This is a genomic window from Halopelagius fulvigenes, assembly GCF_055398025.1.
The window spans coordinates 2,680,647-2,697,851 of sequence record NZ_AP043846.1; the positions used below are offsets into that span (position 1 = coordinate 2,680,647).

At 64.4% G+C, this 17,205-nt stretch carries 31 protein-coding genes and 1 pseudogene; 19 read left to right on the plus strand and 13 right to left on the minus strand.

Annotated features, from left to right (window positions below; translation table 11 throughout):
* The first annotated feature begins 183 nt into the window (after window positions 1–183).
* Window positions 184–882, plus strand: a complete 699-nt coding sequence (locus ACZ522_RS18780) for a hypothetical protein (RefSeq protein ID WP_379696067.1) — start codon at window positions 184–186, stop codon at window positions 880–882.
* An 8-nt stretch (window positions 883–890) separates the two neighbouring features.
* Here the strand turns inward: ACZ522_RS18780 and ACZ522_RS18785 are convergent, their stop codons facing one another.
* From ACZ522_RS18785 to ACZ522_RS18805, 5 genes and pseudogenes are all read right to left on the minus strand, one after another.
* Window positions 891–1,064: a hypothetical protein gene (locus ACZ522_RS18785; RefSeq protein WP_379696065.1), complete on the minus strand. Its 174-nt coding sequence runs from the start codon at window positions 1,062–1,064 to the stop codon at window positions 891–893.
* Entirely contained in the window at window positions 1,061–1,273 is a 213-nt protein-coding gene (locus ACZ522_RS18790) for a hypothetical protein (RefSeq protein ID WP_379696063.1), read from the minus strand. Before ACZ522_RS18790 ends, ACZ522_RS18785 begins: the two co-directional genes overlap by 4 nt.
* A gap of 94 nt (window positions 1,274–1,367) precedes the next feature.
* The gene (locus ACZ522_RS18795; protein WP_379696061.1) at window positions 1,368–1,604 is read right to left on the minus strand and encodes a hypothetical protein; all 237 of its coding nucleotides are present in this window, start codon (window positions 1,602–1,604) and stop codon (window positions 1,368–1,370) included.
* 42 nt (window positions 1,605–1,646) lie between these two features.
* Complete coding sequence (locus tag ACZ522_RS18800; RefSeq protein ID WP_379696059.1) at window positions 1,647–1,886, minus strand: hypothetical protein; 240 nt, start codon at window positions 1,884–1,886, stop codon at window positions 1,647–1,649.
* A 282-nt stretch (window positions 1,887–2,168) separates the two neighbouring features.
* Window positions 2,169–2,375 (minus strand): annotated as a pseudogene (locus ACZ522_RS18805) (hypothetical protein); the annotation flags it as partial.
* A 226-nt stretch (window positions 2,376–2,601) separates the two neighbouring features.
* Between ACZ522_RS18805 and ACZ522_RS18810 the strand changes: the two are divergent.
* The 5 genes from ACZ522_RS18810 to ACZ522_RS18830 all read left to right on the plus strand — a co-directional run bounded on the left by ACZ522_RS18810 (window position 2,602) and on the right by ACZ522_RS18830 (window position 4,337).
* Complete coding sequence (locus ACZ522_RS18810) at window positions 2,602–2,919, plus strand: hypothetical protein (RefSeq protein ID WP_379696057.1); 318 nt, start codon at window positions 2,602–2,604, stop codon at window positions 2,917–2,919.
* Window positions 2,920–3,007: 88 nt separating this feature from the next.
* On the plus strand, window positions 3,008–3,244 hold the full coding sequence (locus ACZ522_RS18815) for a hypothetical protein (RefSeq protein WP_379696055.1): 237 nt from the start codon (window positions 3,008–3,010) through the stop codon (window positions 3,242–3,244).
* Window positions 3,245–3,257: 13 nt separating this feature from the next.
* Window positions 3,258–3,614 (plus strand): SWIM zinc finger family protein, encoded by a 357-nt coding sequence (locus tag ACZ522_RS18820; RefSeq protein WP_379696053.1) that lies wholly within the window; start codon window positions 3,258–3,260, stop codon window positions 3,612–3,614.
* On the plus strand, window positions 3,607–3,861 hold the full coding sequence (locus ACZ522_RS18825) for a hypothetical protein (protein ID WP_379696051.1): 255 nt from the start codon (window positions 3,607–3,609) through the stop codon (window positions 3,859–3,861). The genes ACZ522_RS18820 and ACZ522_RS18825 overlap by 8 nt, the downstream gene beginning before the upstream one ends.
* Entirely contained in the window at window positions 3,858–4,337 is a 480-nt protein-coding gene (locus ACZ522_RS18830; protein WP_379696049.1) for a hypothetical protein, read from the plus strand. The genes ACZ522_RS18825 and ACZ522_RS18830 overlap by 4 nt, the downstream gene beginning before the upstream one ends.
* A 29-nt stretch (window positions 4,338–4,366) precedes the next feature.
* On the opposite strand, the gene ACZ522_RS18835 is transcribed toward ACZ522_RS18830, so the two are convergent.
* From ACZ522_RS18835 to ACZ522_RS18845, 3 genes are all read right to left on the minus strand, one after another.
* The gene (locus ACZ522_RS18835) at window positions 4,367–5,134 is read right to left on the minus strand and encodes an FxLYD domain-containing protein (protein ID WP_379696047.1); all 768 of its coding nucleotides are present in this window, start codon (window positions 5,132–5,134) and stop codon (window positions 4,367–4,369) included.
* A 364-nt stretch (window positions 5,135–5,498) separates the two neighbouring features.
* Window positions 5,499–5,798, minus strand: a complete 300-nt coding sequence (locus ACZ522_RS18840) for a hypothetical protein (RefSeq protein ID WP_379696045.1) — start codon at window positions 5,796–5,798, stop codon at window positions 5,499–5,501.
* 427 nt (window positions 5,799–6,225) lie between these two features.
* A complete protein-coding gene (locus tag ACZ522_RS18845) occupies window positions 6,226–6,543 on the minus strand; it encodes a PhiH1 repressor (RefSeq protein WP_379696043.1) in 318 nt (105 codons plus the stop codon).
* A gap of 318 nt (window positions 6,544–6,861) precedes the next feature.
* Between ACZ522_RS18845 and ACZ522_RS18850 the strand changes: the two genes are divergently transcribed.
* The 13 genes from ACZ522_RS18850 to ACZ522_RS18910 are packed head-to-tail and all read left to right on the plus strand — an operon-like array spanning window position 6,862 to window position 10,808.
* Window positions 6,862–7,242, plus strand: a complete 381-nt coding sequence (locus ACZ522_RS18850; protein WP_379696041.1) for a PadR family transcriptional regulator — start codon at window positions 6,862–6,864, stop codon at window positions 7,240–7,242.
* A complete protein-coding gene (locus tag ACZ522_RS18855; RefSeq protein ID WP_379696039.1) occupies window positions 7,239–7,445 on the plus strand; it encodes a hypothetical protein in 207 nt (68 codons plus the stop codon). The genes ACZ522_RS18850 and ACZ522_RS18855 overlap by 4 nt, the downstream gene beginning before the upstream one ends.
* On the plus strand, window positions 7,445–7,570 hold the full coding sequence (locus ACZ522_RS18860; RefSeq protein ID WP_379696037.1) for a hypothetical protein: 126 nt from the start codon (window positions 7,445–7,447) through the stop codon (window positions 7,568–7,570). The genes ACZ522_RS18855 and ACZ522_RS18860 overlap by 1 nt, the downstream gene beginning before the upstream one ends.
* A complete protein-coding gene (locus tag ACZ522_RS18865; protein WP_379696035.1) occupies window positions 7,570–7,779 on the plus strand; it encodes a hypothetical protein in 210 nt (69 codons plus the stop codon). Before ACZ522_RS18860 ends, ACZ522_RS18865 begins: the two co-directional genes overlap by 1 nt.
* Window positions 7,779–8,081 carry a hypothetical protein gene (locus tag ACZ522_RS18870; RefSeq protein WP_379696033.1) on the plus strand — a complete coding sequence of 101 codons (303 nt, stop codon included), beginning with the start codon at window positions 7,779–7,781 and terminating at the stop codon, window positions 8,079–8,081. The genes ACZ522_RS18865 and ACZ522_RS18870 overlap by 1 nt, the downstream gene beginning before the upstream one ends.
* Window positions 8,081–8,908: a hypothetical protein gene (locus ACZ522_RS18875; protein WP_379696031.1), complete on the plus strand. Its 828-nt coding sequence runs from the start codon at window positions 8,081–8,083 to the stop codon at window positions 8,906–8,908. The genes ACZ522_RS18870 and ACZ522_RS18875 overlap by 1 nt, the downstream gene beginning before the upstream one ends.
* Entirely contained in the window at window positions 8,908–9,627 is a 720-nt protein-coding gene (locus tag ACZ522_RS18880; RefSeq protein WP_379696029.1) for a hypothetical protein, read from the plus strand. The genes ACZ522_RS18875 and ACZ522_RS18880 overlap by 1 nt, the downstream gene beginning before the upstream one ends.
* Window positions 9,624–9,773 (plus strand): hypothetical protein, encoded by a 150-nt coding sequence (locus ACZ522_RS18885; protein ID WP_379696027.1) that lies wholly within the window; start codon window positions 9,624–9,626, stop codon window positions 9,771–9,773. Before ACZ522_RS18880 ends, ACZ522_RS18885 begins: the two co-directional genes overlap by 4 nt.
* Complete coding sequence (locus ACZ522_RS18890) at window positions 9,764–9,913, plus strand: hypothetical protein (protein ID WP_379696025.1); 150 nt, start codon at window positions 9,764–9,766, stop codon at window positions 9,911–9,913. Before ACZ522_RS18885 ends, ACZ522_RS18890 begins: the two co-directional genes overlap by 10 nt.
* Window positions 9,910–10,158, plus strand: a complete 249-nt coding sequence (locus ACZ522_RS18895) for a hypothetical protein (protein ID WP_379696023.1) — start codon at window positions 9,910–9,912, stop codon at window positions 10,156–10,158. Before ACZ522_RS18890 ends, ACZ522_RS18895 begins: the two co-directional genes overlap by 4 nt.
* A complete protein-coding gene (locus ACZ522_RS18900; RefSeq protein ID WP_379696021.1) occupies window positions 10,155–10,433 on the plus strand; it encodes a hypothetical protein in 279 nt (92 codons plus the stop codon). The genes ACZ522_RS18895 and ACZ522_RS18900 overlap by 4 nt, the downstream gene beginning before the upstream one ends.
* A complete protein-coding gene (locus ACZ522_RS18905; RefSeq protein ID WP_379696019.1) occupies window positions 10,430–10,573 on the plus strand; it encodes a hypothetical protein in 144 nt (47 codons plus the stop codon). Before ACZ522_RS18900 ends, ACZ522_RS18905 begins: the two co-directional genes overlap by 4 nt.
* Window positions 10,566–10,808: a hypothetical protein gene (locus tag ACZ522_RS18910; protein ID WP_379696017.1), complete on the plus strand. Its 243-nt coding sequence runs from the start codon at window positions 10,566–10,568 to the stop codon at window positions 10,806–10,808. Before ACZ522_RS18905 ends, ACZ522_RS18910 begins: the two co-directional genes overlap by 8 nt.
* Before the next feature lie 58 nt (window positions 10,809–10,866).
* Here the strand turns inward: ACZ522_RS18910 and ACZ522_RS18915 are convergent, their stop codons facing one another.
* The 5 genes from ACZ522_RS18915 to ACZ522_RS18935 form a co-directional block, all read right to left on the minus strand.
* Window positions 10,867–12,120: a tyrosine-type recombinase/integrase gene (locus tag ACZ522_RS18915; RefSeq protein WP_379696015.1), complete on the minus strand. Its 1,254-nt coding sequence runs from the start codon at window positions 12,118–12,120 to the stop codon at window positions 10,867–10,869.
* 140 nt (window positions 12,121–12,260) lie between these two features.
* Complete coding sequence (locus tag ACZ522_RS18920) at window positions 12,261–13,172, minus strand: hypothetical protein (protein ID WP_379696013.1); 912 nt, start codon at window positions 13,170–13,172, stop codon at window positions 12,261–12,263.
* Between the two features lie 173 nt (window positions 13,173–13,345).
* Window positions 13,346–14,419 carry an ABC transporter permease gene (locus tag ACZ522_RS18925; RefSeq protein ID WP_379696011.1) on the minus strand — a complete coding sequence of 358 codons (1,074 nt, stop codon included), beginning with the start codon at window positions 14,417–14,419 and terminating at the stop codon, window positions 13,346–13,348.
* Complete coding sequence (locus ACZ522_RS18930; RefSeq protein ID WP_379696009.1) at window positions 14,412–15,629, minus strand: ABC transporter permease; 1,218 nt, start codon at window positions 15,627–15,629, stop codon at window positions 14,412–14,414. Before ACZ522_RS18930 ends, ACZ522_RS18925 begins: the two co-directional genes overlap by 8 nt.
* On the minus strand, window positions 15,626–17,197 hold the full coding sequence (locus ACZ522_RS18935) for an ABC transporter ATP-binding protein (protein WP_379696007.1): 1,572 nt from the start codon (window positions 17,195–17,197) through the stop codon (window positions 15,626–15,628). Before ACZ522_RS18935 ends, ACZ522_RS18930 begins: the two co-directional genes overlap by 4 nt.
* Window positions 17,198–17,205: the final 8 nt, after the last annotated feature.

The following is a 17,205-nucleotide window of genomic DNA, read 5'->3' on the forward strand; positions in this document are numbered from 1 at the left end:
ACATCTGAACTCAGGCGAGGGCAGGTTCACTGGAAACGGTGGTGTGTGCGGAGCTGAACGTCTCTGACGCGGACGGAGACGCAACGGCTTTAATACTCGACTTCATCGGCAATATTTGTGACAGAACTACTCGGCGATTGGCTCAGCGGCCGGGGTCAGGTCCCTCTCGGAGGCGATTCATAAATGTCGGACTCCAACGATGACGACGACGAGAACACCTTCGGACCGTTCATCTCCCCCGACATGTTGGAGTCGATGCAGAAGGCGCTCGGACCAGTCACGGAGGCCTCGCTTAACGCTGCAGAGACGTACCAACCCGCTGCGGAACGCATGGCCAAAGAGCAGGAGAAACTCGAACCACTCAGGGGTACTCTCGAACACGTCGCTGCTGTCAACGAAACGGCCGCTGACGCGCTCGCCCCGACTCACAACGCGATGCCCGACCTCGAATCGGTGTTCGAAGCTGCGCAGAAGCTCGACTCGGTGACAGAGAGCCACCTCAACGCGATCGGCGACGCGATCGGGCAGGCTGGAACGCCGACTGGCGGTGCGTCGCGACGGCGGCGACGGTCGGCCACGACGACCACGACGGCCGCGGACCCCTTCGCCACGCCGACGTCGTCGACACCGAGAGTGTTCTCCTCGGTACTCGGCATCCGGGCAAATTACGAGACCGGAGCGATGCTGCTATCATGGTTCGTGGATCTGGTGTGCGGTGGCAGTCCTTGGAAGATGATGGTTCGTTGGGGGCTTGCCGCGCTGCTTATATTTACCCTCGGCCATTTTGTCGCACTCACCACTCTTACCACGATGTTTGCCCTTCAGAAGATGGTCGGATGGTTCATCGAGATAGCTGAAGCAGTCGGCGGCGACTCGGAATAGTCTCGCCGTCAGTCATCGTCGAACTCCTCGGCCTTCTGGATGGCCTTCTCTAACTCGTCTCGGAGGGCTTTCGCCTCATCGACGGTCATGTCGTGAAGATTGCTCTTGGAGGAGAGCATACTCACGCGCCCCTCGGTCGTCGCGTAGAACCACCCATACTCGAACATGTCGAAGTCACTCATCGCGGACCCCCGGCGTCGACCACGTCCCATGGGACGTATTCCATTGCGACGAGCGAGACGACAAGCAAGCAGACGGCCAGCGCCGGCATGGTCAGGAGCAAGAACACGAGTAGCGCCACCGCCATCCCGCCCGTCCCAAGGACGTCCCCGACTTCCGGAGTTGCCCACACGATGAAGGCCGCGTAGGGAACGACCACGACGATGGACACGAGTCCGACCGGATGATGACTCTCAGGAACCAACTCGTCACCGCCGCGATGAGACGGAGGAACTCCACGCCCGCCGCGCCGCGTGGTGCGTCGCTCATCGGCCCATGCGCTCTTTGAACAGTTCTACGTACTCTTCGGGCGGGACGACGCACTCGCAGGGGAGGAACCGTATCCACTCTTCGGTGTTGACCATCTGGCGGTCGGGGGTCGCGGCTTCGTCAGCGGGATTGGCGTCCGGTGTGTCCCCTTGTATCGGCATCCGGTAGACCTCGTTGCCGTTGGTTTCTGTACCGCATCGGGGGCAGTGGGTGAATCGGCGTTCGTCAGTCATGAGGGCCCTCAACCGTTCCTTCTCCCTGTAGGTCGAAGTGTCTTACTCGCCACGGGCCGCCTCCTCGACGGTCGTCGTGTGCATCGGATCGTCGTCGAAGATGCGTTTCTCTTTCTCGTGGTTGTTCGCCTCCTGTTGAGCCAATGTCTTCGCGTGTCCGCGGTTGAACTCCGTCTCCTCAACGCGGTACGTCCAGGAACAGAGCCCGCTCGAACACCTCACCCGGAACACGACCGGCTTCGACGAACAGTCCCGACAGAGCACCTCGCCGAAGCGTTCCATCGCGCACTCTGTCCCGCAGTAGAAGTTCCGCGGGACACTCTTCCCGACTTCCCCAGACTCTTGAGCGGGGAAGAAACTAATGTCGAGATCGGGTCCGAGTCGTGCGACGACACGAGTTTGAGGCTGATGTACTCGCCGCAGGTCTCACACGTCGCCATCGGTGTCCTCCATCCCGAGTAGCTCTTCGAGCCGGTCGAGGGCGTCCTCAACGCCGTTGCCGTCGACGCTCTCGTACGCCTCTCTCGCATCCCGTGTGGCGTCGCGGACGGCGTCAAGGTCGACGTCGGCCGTCTCGTCGGGGCAAACAACCCCACGGAGTTCGCCTAACAGGTCCTGCTGATGTTCTTGCATCACTCGCACGTCCGCAGGGAGTTCGTCTTCGATTCGCCGTCTCGCCCGTGATGTCGCCTGGTACTTTCGGTTATTCCCATGGTCTCCTGCCAACTGTTCACGCTCTGTTTCAGTAAGGAGTGCCCGAGTTTTCGCCATGCCCCGGACTACATCTGTTTGCATTGTAGTATTTGCTAACCTCTCACCCAATGGTAGTTAGCGCATCTACTAATACTTAGCGCATATCGTAATGTTAGCAAGTGCTCTAACCTTTATGGTGTTAGCAAATGTACTAACATCTGTGAAGCGTGGCTCGCCGATTCGGACTGTCGCAGAATCGGCCGGTGCTGGAGACACCGACCGCGCTTTCGCAGGAAACGAAAGCATGTCTACGAAATACCGCAGTACGGAAGAACGCATCGAACGCATCGACGACGTCCGCGACCTCGACGTCGGGGACGAAGTCCTTTTCGGGGACCGAAGCAAACCGCTCGTCGTCCGCGACGCCGGCTCCCGGCCGTTCGAGACGATGGAGAACGGGGCGGTCGAACAGCACGCCGTGGAAGTCTCCGGCGAGTGGGCGAACGCGAACACATACCTGCTCGTCAACCAACGCCACTTCCGCGAGGGCGAGCGCACTGGCAAAGTGATCCTCGACATGCACCACTCGGTGAGCGTGCGGCGTGTCGGAGGTGACGACTAATGCTCGCCTCTGATCACCCTGAGGCGACGTTTTGTGAGGACTGCCAGCGATACCGCGTTTCGTGCGTCCACCAGGAGGACGACGGCCAATGAGCGCGACCAAGCGCTCCGACGATGCGTGGGTCGGCCATGGCGGCCCCGACCGGTGGTGCGATCTCCTCCGTCCGCAGGACGGTGACGACGACTGCTGGCGACTCGTCGAAACCGGACCGGGCGCGTCCGACGAGGCGTGGCTCGCGACGACCGTCGCCGAGGTGCCCGCCGATTGGGGGAATCCCGACCCGGAGCTGCCGCCGAAGCGTCAGGGAGGAATTCCCGATGAGTAAGAGCGCCCCGACCATGACCGACGACGACCACGACCTCCACCGCAAGCCGCTCCCCGTCAGCGAGACGACGCGTCGAGCGCTCACCGAACCGCTGCGCGTCGAGCGCGACCACCCTAACGCATGGGGCGACCACGAGGTCGTCGTGATCAACGAGGTCGACGACGAGGTACGTGAACATGTCGTCAATCTCGACGCGCTGCAGTGCGACTGTGGCGACTTCGTCTATCGGAAGCGTGACGAAGGGAAGCGCTGCAAGCACCTGATCCGTGCGCTCCTCGTCGAGCGCTACGTCGAACTCCCGTGGTGGGTGTCGGTCGAGCAGGTGGCCAATGGTCTGCAGGCCGACCTTGGGGTGACGGACGATGAGTGAGCGCGACGGGCCGACGGTCATCCGCAACGGGAAGAAGCTCATCGTCGAGTACGACGTCCGCGACGCTCCACGGCGGCGCGTCGTCTACGAACCGCGGGAGGAGGTCGCCGACGCCGACCCGTACCCGTGGCGGCGCGTCGAGCAGGTGTACGATCCGGTCGTCGAGGACTGGATGACGCGCGGTCAAGAGTCGGTGACGGCGCCGGCGACGCTCGAATGTGACGCCGACATGGCGGTGCCGATATGAGCATCCGCGTCCGCTTCGATCAGGTCGACGGCCTGCCCATCGAGCGGATGGTGACGATGGACTCGCTGCCTGCATACGACCTGCCCGCCGGTATCGGGGCCGGGTACAGGTGCTGGCAGTGCGAGCAGTCGGACGAGGAAATCGCCGAAATCGACCACTTAGATCACTGCCCGCTCACAGAGAAATTCGACTACGAGGCCCACGAGCCCAGTACCGACGTGTTCCGTGAGGCGATCAAGGCGGACCACGAGTTCGTGATCCTCCAAGCTGGCGAGGTGAACAAGGCACACGGCTATATCCAAGGGACGGTCGTCCACTTCTGGTGCTGTGAGTGCTTCGCTGGTGACGAGACATTATCTCAGATTGAACATTCGGAAGTTTGCTCCTTGGCCCGGCACAATCTCGGCATCGAGAAGGGGCGTGCGACCGATGGCGGGCGACGGCACGTCCGTACCGACGGCGGGTGCAAAGACTGACCTCGCCTCAGCCAACCCCGGACTCCTTTTCAGATATTTTCGTTGAGGACGACCGTGTGGTCGGTCACCGCGGGCGCGTACTGCCGCAGGTAGGTGTGTTCGAATTTCCACGTCTCGCCCGCGGGGAGGCCGTCGATATTCGAGAACTCGGTGTTGACGACCACGCCATCGCCGGCGTAAAATTTGGTGATGGCTTCGAGATAGCTAATTTCGCGGTCGCTCCCGTTCTCGACGATACCCGTCGAAACGACCTTGTCGGTGTCGCCACCCGAGAGGCTGCTCTCAGCGACAGTAACACCATCGCGAACGGCCGGCGGATCTTTCGAGAATTTGCCTTCGGCCTCGACGTGGTCGGCGTTTTTGGCGTCGCCGCCAAACAGTGGGATGAACGCCCGCCACGTCTCCCCCGGGCCGAGCGTTGCGAGATACCCGGTTTCGGTGCTGAGAATGTTGTCGTCGGCATCGTAGAAGCGGACGTCGACCTGGAGTTGGCCCGACGGAGCGTCGCCCTTGTTCGTGAGTTCGGCCTCGGCCCACGCCTTCGTGGTGTAATCGCCCTCTTTGACCTGTAGCGTCGCCTCCTTCGTCGCAGTGACCGCGGCCTCGCCGGTCGGAGTCGCGGTCTCGGTCGCTGTCTCCGTTTCGGTCTTGCTCGGCGTCGAGGACGTCGTCGCAGCGGCGGTCGTTTGCTCGCCACCACCGCCAGTCGTGGTCGTCTCACTTGCGTCACCGCTACAGCCGGCGATTCCAGTTAGTAGTCCAGTTCCGGTGAGTGTTAAGAATGTACGTCGGTCCATGGAACGAACCACTCGGGCGCACCGTCGTAAGTGTTAGCCCCTCGGCACGATTAGGACGCGTGCAAGAAGATCTTATGACGTGCTAACACCGCACAGACGACTCACCGGGCTGTAAATACCTGCTCAGTGATCCAGGTTCATATGACAGGTCACCACATTAACGTCTGTGACTATCACATATGAACCGCTATCGCAATTCCAGTCCGTCAGTTATTAGACGTTATTGGCCCCAGAACCGTAGATTAGTGATTCAGGGCTTGAACTGTCCGAACGAGTTCTACTTTCGCCGTTTCTTTCACTTTCACTCCAGGGGTACGGCAGACATTCATTATCGCAGGGATTGACTAGTTGGCTCGTACCAATGTCACTTCTCAGTCTCGCCGGGCAGCGGGCCCGTTGGGTCCGTGAGGTCGGCGACGGGCTCAAGGCTGCGGGCGTCGAGGCGGCCATCGAGGTACGCCTCGCCTGCCTCGGTGAGCCCGTACAACCCCTTGTCGAGCTTGTAGACCAGCCCGCGTTCGGCGAGTTTTCCGAGTCGGTTGCTCATGTGCTGGCGCGACTTGTCCAGCCGGGGTTGCTCTCCATCGCGCGACAGCGCCAGCGGCGTCATGTTCCCTTCCGCCCGCATGTACTCGAGAATGCGCTCATCGGTTCCGGGCGTCATCCACGCCCCCGGCTTACGAACCATTTCGTGTGGCTATCCACCCGAGGTAGGCATAGTGGCAACGGTATAGACAGTCCTATGAGACGACGTACTGCTGGACAGTACATCATATCGTATCATAATACATCGAATGGTGTAAGCGTTCATTGTCGTATTGACACGAGACGATGCGGGAAAGGTATAAGTAGGTGACATGCAGATGAATCTGTGTCGGGGAGGTCGGAAATACTTCGATCCCGACTGCTCTATGCCATCCATATCCTCCGCGGTCGCAGCCAGTTACGCGGCGTCAGATCGTGGTCTCACGTGGATGCACGGGACGTCGGTACTCGATGGGGCATCCACCGACGGCTCCGTGAGGGATCATAAGAAGAGGATCAGTTCGCCGCGAGATAAGGGGCACTCCGGCGAGGATCAGAGGCACCTCTCACTCGTCGGTGACGTAGACGAACGCGGGGGCGTCCTCGGGACCGAGCGGCTCGTCCCGTTCGGGCAACTCCGAGGCGTCGACCTCCTCGTCGAGCCACGCCAAGCCGATCTCAGAGATATAATAGAGGCCACGCGCGATGCGGCCGGTCATCCCATACTTCGCGAGCGTGGGCAAGCGGTTGCCGACGTGACTTTGGGACAGATCCCCCTCGCTGAGGACTCCGACAGCCGTTGGCGTGAGATTCCCGTACTCCCGCAGCAGCTCCAAGATGCTGTCGTCAGCGGGGCGGGTCATCCACTCAGCCCCCTTACGCATGTCTGACCCATCTGTGACTACGCTCATAGTAGTTCTGATTACACATCAGTACAGGATGGGGAGTATTAGATGTGACGCCTACAATACTGTGTGTAGTCCCCACCTCACCACGGTGGTGACTAGTTGTCAGTAAGCTATATGTAGAGGGAGCGATATAGTCAATCTGTCCCATCATCGTTCGGAAGAACCGGCGTGTTGGCGCACGCCGGATGGGCCGATCCCCTACCCTGGGGATTCGTGACACCGTGTCGGTGCCGTGAACGAACTCGGACGAGATGTCCGAGGATCCAATCGAGGATCGTATCGGGGACCGTACCCATGACAGCAGACACCCACCGGGGCAATAATGATTGTCCCAACGATACGGGAGGAACTGAAGCGCAAGAAAAGCTGCGGCCGACTGAGCTGCGCGATTTTCAGCAGAACATACTAACGATACTCGCCGACGGCCCCCAGCACGGCCTCGGGGTCAAAGCCGACCTCGAAGACTATTATGGCGAAGACGTAAACCACGGCCGGCTATATCCGAACCTCGACGAACTCGTCGAGGGCGGGTTCATCAGCAAGTCGGAACTCGACAAGCGGACGAACGAGTACGAACTGACTGAGAAGGGGCGTTCGACGATCGACGCGAAGCTTCGTTGGATGGCTAAGAAGCGCGGCGTCTCCATCCCCGTATTAGAGGGAGCCGGCGAATGAGCGCCGACGTGCTCCACTTCCTCGCGGACCTGATGGTCGCTGCCGACGAGTGGGCCGACGGCCACATGCCCACCGCCGTCGCGCTGCTCGCCGAAGACGCCGGTGTCGATGCGGACCTCGTCCGCGACGCCGCCGAACTCGCCGAGATTCGACTCCGGTCCGGCGACATCGAGCCTGCCATCGCCCACGGGAGTGAGATGTGATGGCGGTTACCCTCTCCTGCCGGAACGACGGCGCGACGATGACTAAGCGACGGGCGGGCGGCTTCGTCTGCCCCGACTGCGGGCAAGTCGCTGGCGTCCGCGTCACCGTCGGAGGTGACGCCTGATGTCGCGAGTCGGTTACCACGATGGCCTTTCTGCAATCGCAGGCGTCGGTATCGTCGGTGTCGCCGTCGGCCTCTTCGGCACGTTTTTCGGATACGATACGATGCTCATCGCCCTCGTAGGACTGGCGATGTTCTGCCTCTCGTTCATCGCGATGGGGTTCATGCCTAAACGAGAGTTGGAGACCGACGAGTGGGTGGTGAGCGAGTGATGTCCACGGTCGATAAGCGAGACTCTGGCGGGTGGCCCACTGCGCCGGGCGCGTCGCCCGGACATGAAGAGGCCGCCGTCAGCCATCGCGCCGCCGAAGGCATCGGCTCCCCGTGGGAGTCGCCGGCCACGCTTCCGTTGGCCTGCGTTCCCGTGACGGGCGGCCGTGCCGGCGAGGACTATCACGTCGTCGAGTCTGCGACCGGTCGTTCGTGGATCGATTCGGGGGCCATCGACCCCGACGAGACGGAGAAGGGACTCGCCAGCGAAGACGACCTCGTCGACCTCGGGGGGTGGCGGTGATGAGCATCGAGACGCCGACCGCCGGAGTGACGCCCACGCTCGCGAAGGTCGAAGAGACGTTCAGCGATGGCGCGGTCGACCAGCTCGTCGTCCGCATCGACGGCGACGACGATCACGCGGTCGTCCTGACGGCGTCAGGCACGTCCGGGGGCGAGGGCGTCCGGCTTGCGCGCATCGCGCCCGTAGGGACGACGTCGCTCTCGCGAGAGATGTTCCCCCTCGTCGTCGAGGGCATCGCCGAACTGCGTGACCGCGTGGATGGTCTCGACCTCGGAGCGTTCGCCACGGTCATCGACGACGGTGCCGACGCAGTCGAGTCCCCCGATATCCAGACCGACGAGCGTGAGGAGGACGACTCGGAGGCCAGTGCCGAAGACGACGCCGACCGGTACGACGCCGACGACGCCGACGACAGCGAGTCCAAAGTCTGGTGCGGCATCTGCGGCAAGGGCCCCTACCAGAGCCTCAACATTCACCACGGGCAGATGCACCCCGACGACGAGCCCATTCCGCTCGATCACGAGCCCGACGCCCCGCTTGATCAGAGCCCGGAGGCGTCGAACGACGCAGACATTCCCGAGTGGTGCGACGGACACCCGAGCCAAATTGTCGCTGACGCGACGACGCCGCGTACGCTCGCGGAAGTGCTCAATGAGGTCGAGGCCCAGGAGACGGCGCTCGATGTCCACCGACGTATCGGCATGAACTCGCTCATGACGACGAAGGACCTCCTCGGGAAGTTGGGGCTGCTGCAGTCGAACGAGACGCTCGTCGAGGACGACGTGCTCGAAGAGCGCATCGCCGCCCTTCGGGAGGTGGCCGACTGATGCACGCGTGCATTCTCGGTCTCACCGACGGCCCGGCGGAGACGACCACCATCGACTCCCGGCTCGACAGCGGCTTTCCCGCCATCGATGCCGAGTCGACGGCCTACCTCGACGGCGCGGAAGTGTACCACGGCACCTGCGCGAACACCATCGATACGCAGACGACCGACGTCTGGGTTGACGACGAGACCGGCATCTCGACCGAGAAGGTCGACGGGCTCCGCGAGGTGGCGTGCGACTTCTATGCCGACCTCGATGCGGGCTTCGTCGGCGTCGACTCCTCAGACGGCGAGTGGCTGTTCGACTACCTCGGTGCGCGTGCGGGCGTCTGGATCGACCGCGCCGTCCTCGACTTGGATGCGTGGGCGAGCGACCTGCGCGACGACGACACCGCCGAGGCGTGGCACGTCGGGGCGAGCGACAAGACCGACCCCGATAACCCGCGCATCAGTATCGACTACCACGCCGACGCCCACCTCAGCCAGACCGACGGGCGTGAGACGTCGCAACTCGGCTTCCGCTACTCGTGGAACGGGACGAGCGTCCGCGGGACGGCCGCGGCCTCGGGCTACGTCGCCGTGTTCACGACGATGGCGACGCCGACGTTCGCGAAGTGGCTTCGTGAGGAACTGCTGGAGTACGCGTCGCTCCCCGACTCCGACCAGACGTTCCTCACCGAGACCGGCAGCGACGAGGAATTTGAGGTGAGTGCCGAATGAGCGCTGAAGAATGGCGTGAGGAACTCAAACAACTCGTCGACCGGCACACAAACGTCGATCCCAACGAGATCCGCAAGGGCGCGACGTACCTCGAAAACGTCGCAGAAGTCCGCGAAAAGCAGGGAGGGGGAGACCTATGGCCCTGATGACGCGGTTCCACCGGCAGGTGGCGAGACTCCACCGCCGGATTCGGACGTGCCCGTTCTGGTTCCTCGCCATCTGGATCGCCGCGATCATCTTCGAGGTCGGCGTGCTCGTCGGGTACGCCATCGGGGTGGTCCTATGAGCCGACCGGTCACTGGCAAGGGCGAGGTGCGTGCCTGTCCCGAGTGTAACGAGACGCAGGTTCGCCGCCGGCCGGGTGGGATCTCGTCGGACCCGCCCAGTGAGGCCGAGGCGTACTACTGTGACCGCTGTCAGGCCACCTTCCGCGAACCAAAGATTCGCCCCATCCAAGAGGGCCCGGTTCGGTACGGCCTCGCGCGAAAGCTCGCCGACGCCGATCCCGACGACGTGGGAGGGTCAGCATGACGACGCTACCCGCGAACCCCTCGCGCGACAACAGCGCCCGGAGCGACTGGACGCCAGCAGAGACGGATCAGAAGTTCCCATCACACCTCATCCCCGTCGAGCACCCGAACCACGATGCGGTCTGTGTAGACTGCAACTACTGGATCACGGTCGACGGTGACGGCGTCGAGTACGGGCACGCCCGCGCGTGGAACAAGAGCCCGCACACGGACGGGACGCGCGAGGACTGCCCGAACCGATCGACCGAGAAGGTCGATCCTCGGAGGAAACGATGAGTTCGAGTGACGCTCCCAACGCGGGCGAGTACACGGACTCGACTGACGAAGCGCTGCGTGCACTCGTCAAGAAGTACGAAGGCGAGGAAATCGGTGAACTCGCCCAGTCCGTCCTCGACGGGAGGACCGACGATGAGTGAGACAGAGACCAGCGAGATTCAGCGGTTCAAGGAACGCGGCTACTTCACCTGTCCCGGTTGTGACGAGGAACTCGACTGGGACACGAAAGTAGCCCCGCTTAAAGACGGAGAGCCGTACCACACCGAGTGCGTCGAAAACGCCGACGCTGTCGCTCGAATCATCTACTGTAGCGACACCCACGGAAACTCGTGGCACCGCCTCGGTGACGACGTCGTACTCTCGGAGGTGTCGTAAGTTGGAGACTGCGATGTCCGCGACTACGACCCCCGCTCTTCGTATCGCGGCAGACGATTCACGACCCGTCGACGGCGTGCTGCGGGTTCTCGTCGATGGCGTCGAGCAGCGTCCGCAGCTGCTGGCGCGTCTCCGCGTCGGTCGCCTTCACGAGTTCGTCGACGACGACGTCGCGTTTGGCGTCCACCTCTTCGCGTCGCTCGGGCGTCGCGGGCTCGCCGCACCGCGGGCAGAACTCGTGGTGCGGGGCGAGCGTCTCGTGGCAGTTTCCGCAGGGGTGTCGCTCCCGACTCGGGCCGTCGCGGTCCTCGGGATCGATGACGCCCGCCTGCGCGAAGATGTCCGAGTTGTGCTGTTCGCTCGCGATGTGCTCGTACGTCTCCCACATGTCCGTGTCGATGGTCCAGTGGACGCGGTGCTCGATCTGGCTTCTCGTATAGCCTTCGCGAGCCATCCGCGTCACCGCAGAGTGTCGGAAGTTGTGGGGGTTGACGGGCTTGTCGACGCCGCCGTGTTCGGCCGCTCGACGGAGTTGCCGGCGGATCGTGTTCGGCGAGACGGCGCCGTCGTCCTCACGCCACGTCCGTCTGGTTTCGCTCAACTTGTGGAAGAAGGCCGCTTCGTCGACATCCGGTCGGGGGTGCGTGTTCCGGAGATACGTCCGCAGGCTCGCCTTCGAGTCGATGAGCGGGTACTCGGTGATCGGCGCACCCTTCAGGCCTCTCGCTTCGTCGTTCGGGGTGTAGGTAGCCTGCTCGGTATCCAGGTCGACGTCGCCGACGCGGAGCGACCCCATGAGCGAGAGGCGCGCGCCTGTGTCCGCGAGGAACTCGATGACGGCGATATCGCGGAGGTTCTGCGCTCCCTCGGTGAGTTTGCGGATGTCCTCCTGCGTGAGCATGTCGTCGGCGCTGATGGTCTTACTGTCGGGTTTGACGAGTTCGTAGTCGTCGGCCCAGTCGAGGCCGTCGAGGTCGCTGTTGACGAACTGGAGGAAGCGCCGGATGACGAACTGGCGCTGTTTGACGGTGAAGTCCGAGAGGCCGTCACCGCCCTGCCGTTCGTGGCGCATCTCGAACTTGTAGGCGTCCATGCGGTCCTCGGTCAGTTCGACGAGCGGGCAGTCGAGTCTCTTCGAGGCGATGCGCAACTGGCGGAGATACTCGCCCATCGTACCCTCGGTGACGTTGCCGTCGAGGCTGTTCAGCCAGCGCTTGACGTGCGGCCGATCGGCGTCGGTGTGGTGGTCGAGTTTGTCGAGTTCCTTCCGGAACTTCCGTCCGTACCCAGCGTAGTCGGTGAGCGACCCCATAACAGGTCAGACATGATGAGTATTGGTAAAACCCAGTGTAAGAAATACTCTTTATGCCCGGTTCGGTCGCCTACGAGGCGACAGTTCGACGGGACGGGCGCGAACGCACGCCGCCGGGCCGGCGAGACCGAGTAGCGCGGTCACTCCGCGTCCTTCAGTTCCGTGCCGAACACCATCCCGGCGTCGGCGTCCGCCGCCTCCTCCCCGGTCGCTTCGCCGTCGCGTCGGTCCCCGTCGATAATCTCCGCGTCGTCCGCCGTCGCCGTCGAACCGTCCGGGAGCCGAGACTCCTCGCCGCCGTCGTCGCCGTCGTCGGTGAGTATCTCCGCGCCGTCGGCGGGCGCGTCGGGCGACGCCTCCGCCGGGAACTCGCTGTTGTCGTCGTCGAGGAGGGACTGCATCCGTTCGCTGGCCCGCCGGGACGCCTCCGAGAGAGGGTCGTGCGTCTCCTCGTCGCCGCGCGGCCGTTCGGCGAGAGGGTCGGCGGGGGGCCCGTCGGCGGTGACGTCCCCGTTCACGCTCCCGGCGGACGGGCGGTCGGCGGACGGGGGTCGTTCGTCGAGTTCGCGGACCTCCCGTTCGCCCGTCGGGTCGACGACTTTCCGGACGGAGTCGGCCGCCCCGGACCCGCCGCGTTCGGCGAGGGCGCGGGAGACGGCGTCTTCGACGTTCTCCTCTATCTGGTCCGACGCAACGTCCATCGTGTCGGCGACGGCGTGTTGCACCGCCAGCGACACCGTCTCGCGCAGGTCGTCGGGGTCGATTCCGTCGTCCCCGCCCCGCGCGTCCTCGACTTCGACGGCGACGAGGTCGGCGGTGGCGGCGAGGCGGGCGGCGGTTCGGCCGAACGCGGCGACGAGGAGGCCGACGCCGACGAGGAGGGCGGTCGGAACGACGCGGCCCGAGGCGGCCAGGGCGGTCGGGGAGAGGGTTCCGCCTCCTCGGAGTCCGAACCAGAGGCCGACACCGGCGAGACCCACGCCGACGGCCGTCGGGACGAACGCACGGAGGTGGTACCGGGCGGCACTTCGGACAGCGTCTCGCGGGCGCATATGCGGCGCATCACCGTTCCTGATAATAAATCCCCCAGACGTGTTAGAAGGTCAGAAAAATAGTATATCCGACCGGATGGCGACGGGCGGCGAACGGAGAGCGGTGAACGGAGAACGGCGAAAAGAGAACGGCGGAAGCGGACGACGCAGAGGGCGAAAATCGGCGCGGTGCCTCAGTCTTCGCCCGACTCGTAGTGGTCGCCCGCGGCCTCGGGGATGCGGGTCCGACCGACGAGTGCGAGGACGATGATGACCGTCACGTACGGGATGGTCCGCACGAGGGGTTGCGGGATCGCGAACACGTCGCGCGCCTGCAGCGTCAGTTGAAGCGCGTCCAGTCCGGCGAACAGCATCGTCGAGAGCATCGCGCCGATGGGGTTGTAGTTGCCGAACAGGTAGGCGACGATGGCGATGAACCCCTTGCCGTTGACCATCGTCGGGCCGTTACCCGTGAACTGTCCGATGCTGAGCGACAGCGCCGCCCCGCCGATGCCGGCGAGGACGCCCGAGAGGATGGCCGCGGCGTAGCGGACGCGTTGCACGTCCACGCCCGCGGTGTCCAGCGCCTTCGGGTTCTCGCCGCTGGCGCGGACCCACCGACCGAACGCGGTCCGGTTGAGCGTCCACCACGAGGCGACGACGGCGACGAACATCAGGTAGACGAACGGCGTCGCGTCGAAGAGCGCGGCGAACGCGCCGAACTTCGGGTTCGAGAGGAACGGAACCGTAACCGTCCCCACCGTCGGAACGCTCGTGGTGTTCGGCCCGCCGTACACCACCTGCGACGCGAAGGGGGCCAACCCGAGCGCGATGAGCCAGATGGCGAGGCCGGCGATGATCTGGTCGGCGCGAAACTCGATGCAGACGACGGCGAACACCGCGGCCAGCAGGGTGCTGGCGACGACGCCCGCGGCGACGCCGAGCCACGTGCTCCCGGTCACGTCGGCGAAGTAGACGCCGCCGAACGCGGAGATGATGAGCAGCCCTTCGAGTCCGATGTTGATGACGCCGCTCTTCTCGGCGAAGATACCGCCGAGGGCGGCGAACGCGATGGGAACCGACAGCCGGAGCGTCGCGGACATCGTGCTCTTCGCGGTCATGATGGAGAGCAACTGCCCGGCGCCCGACGACGGGAACAGGACGCCGAGGACGGCGACGGCCGCGAGGGCGAAGAGCGCGACGCCGGCGACGAGTCGCCGCGAGTCGATGCCCCTCGTCAGGCCGGAACGGAGGTTGGCCTCACTCATCGGCCTCACCTCCCACGCCGCCGTCGGTGACCGGACGACCGGTCGCCTCGTCTTCGAACGTCCAGACGCGTCTGCCGATGAGGCGGAAGAACTCGGGCATGGCGACGAAGAGGATGATGAGGCCCCGGAGGACGCCGACGAGTTGCGGCGGCACGTCCGTGGCTACGTCCACGACGATGGACCCGCTCTTGAGGACGCCGAACAGCAGCGCCGCCAAGCCGACGCCCAGGGGGTTGTTCCCCGCGAGGATGGAGACGGTGATGCCGTCGAACCCGTACGCGGGGACGCCCGTCTGGAAGTTACCCAGCACCATCAGGACGTATATCGAGCCGCCGATGCCGGCGAGCGCTCCGGAGAACGTCATGCTCGCGACGACGGTTCGGGCGGCGTCGACGCCGCCGTACTCGGCGGCCTCCGACTGCAGACCGCTCGTCCGGAGGTCGTACCCGAACGACGTGCGTTCGAGGATCAGGTAGACGGCCACGAGGAGGGCGACGGCGAGGCCGAACGCGACGAGCGAGAAGTCGTTGCGGGGGTTGAACACCAGCGTCGGGAACAGCGCTTGGTCCGGGACCGGCACCGTCTGAGTCGCGAAGCTCTCGGGGTCCTTGAAGTGACTCTGCACGAGGTACAGCGCGATCGAGGTGGCGACGAAGTTGAGCATGATGGTCGTGATGACCTCGTTCGCGTCGGCGTACGCCTTCAGCGCGCCCGGTATCGCGCCGTAGATGCCGCCGGCGACGGCCCCGAGGAGGAGGCCGAACGGCAGGAGGACGAACGCGCCGACGCCGGCCGGTATCGTCGCCGCGACGGCGGGAATCGCCACCGCGGTCACCAGACCGCCGACGACGAGCTGCCCCTGCGTCCCGATGTTGAAGATGCCGGCGCGGAAGGCGACGGCGACGGCGACGCCGGTGAACATCAGTATCGTCGTCTCCGAGAGCGTCGTGGCGAACTGCCCGTTGAGCGGGTTCGCCGAGAAGTTGCCGAACGCGCCGAGGAACAGGCGGTCGTAGATGAGGAACGGGTCGTAACAGAACCCGACGCCGAAGTACGTCGCGGCGGCGGCCCCGCACGTCGTCATCCGCCCCGCCGCGAGGATGAGGACGAACCCGACGGCGACGGAGAGCAGCAACGCCGCACCGCTGATGAGAAACCGCTCGAACGCCGACGCGCCGACGAGTCGTTCGACGCCGTCTTTGACGCTCATCGACGCTCACCCGCGGGTTCCGCGGCGTCCGTTCGACGCGACGACTCGTAGGAGTCGGGGTACTCCCCCGCCATGAGGAGGCCGAGCTCCTCCTCGGTCACCGCCGCCGGGTCCACCACGTCCATTATCTCGCCCTCGTACATGACCGCGAGGCGGTCCGAGAGGCCCTGTACCTCCTCTAACTTCGAGGATATCAGGAGCACTCCCTTCCCCTCCCGCCGGAGGTCGAGCAGTCGTTCGTGGATGAACTCGGTCGAACCGATGTCCACGCCGCGCGTCGGATGCGTCGCGACGACGAGCGACGGGTCGCGTTCGAACTCGCGGCCGACGATGAACTTCTGTTGGTTCCCGCCGGAGAAGGAGACGGCGTCGGCGTCGGCGTTCGGCGGGCGAACGTCGTACTTCCGGATGATGTCCTCGGCGTGCGACCGGGACGTGTCCCAGTCGATTCGACCCTCGGAGGCGAACGGTTCGGCGTGCTGGCTCCCGAGGATGCCGTTCTCCACGAGGTCGAACTCCATCACCAGTCCGCGCTCTTGGCGGTCCTCCGGGATGTAGGCCATCCCCTCCCGGATGCGCTTTCGGCGCGACCACCCGTCGATGCGTTCGCCCTCGAAGGAGACGGTGCCGGACTCCTGCGTCCGCAGGCCGGTGATGGCCTCGACGAGTTCGGCCTGCCCGTTGCCGTCCACGCCCGCGATTCCGAACACCTCGCCGGAGCGAACCTCGAACGACACGTCCCCGACGACTTCCACGTCGCGTTCGTCCTCGACCGACAGGTCGCGGACCGAGAGGACGGAGTCGCCGGCGTCCATCGCCGGTTTGTCCACCTCCATCAGCACTTCCCGCCCGACCATCAGTTCCGCGAGTTCCTCCCGCGTCGTCTCGTCGGTGGCGACGGTGCCGACGTTCTTCCCGTCGCGGAGGACGGTCACCTCGTCGGCCGCCTCCAGCACCTCGCCGAGCTTGTGCGAGATGAAGATAATCGTCTTCCCCTGCGCGGTGAGTTCTTCGAGGACGGCGAACAGTTCCTCCACCTCCTGCGGGGTCAGGACGGCGGTCGGTTCGTCGAGGATGAGAACGTCCGCGCCGCGGTAGATGGCCTTCAGAATCTCGACGCGTTGTTGCGCGCCGACGGAGATGTCTTCGATTCGGGCGTCGGGGTCCACGTCGAACCCGTACCGTTCCGACAGTTCGGCGACTTCCTCCCGGGCCGTCTCGCGGTCGATGGCCAACCCGCCCCACTTCCGCGGTTCGTTGCCGAGCGTGATGTTCTCGGTGACGGTCATCGGGTCGACCAGCATGAAGTGCTGGTGGATCATCCCGATGCCGGCGTCGATGGCGTCTCGCGGCGAGTCGAACGAGCGCGGCGTCCCGTCGATGTAGACGGTTCCCTCGGTCGGTTCGTACAGCCCGTAGAGGACGTTCATCAATGTCGTCTTCCCGGCCCCGTTCTCACCGAGAAGCGCATGCACCGTCCCACCCTCGACGGACATGTCTACGTCGTCGTTCGCGATGACCCCCGGGAACCGCTTCGTTATCCCGGCGAGTCGAACGGCTGTTGACATTGTGGGTA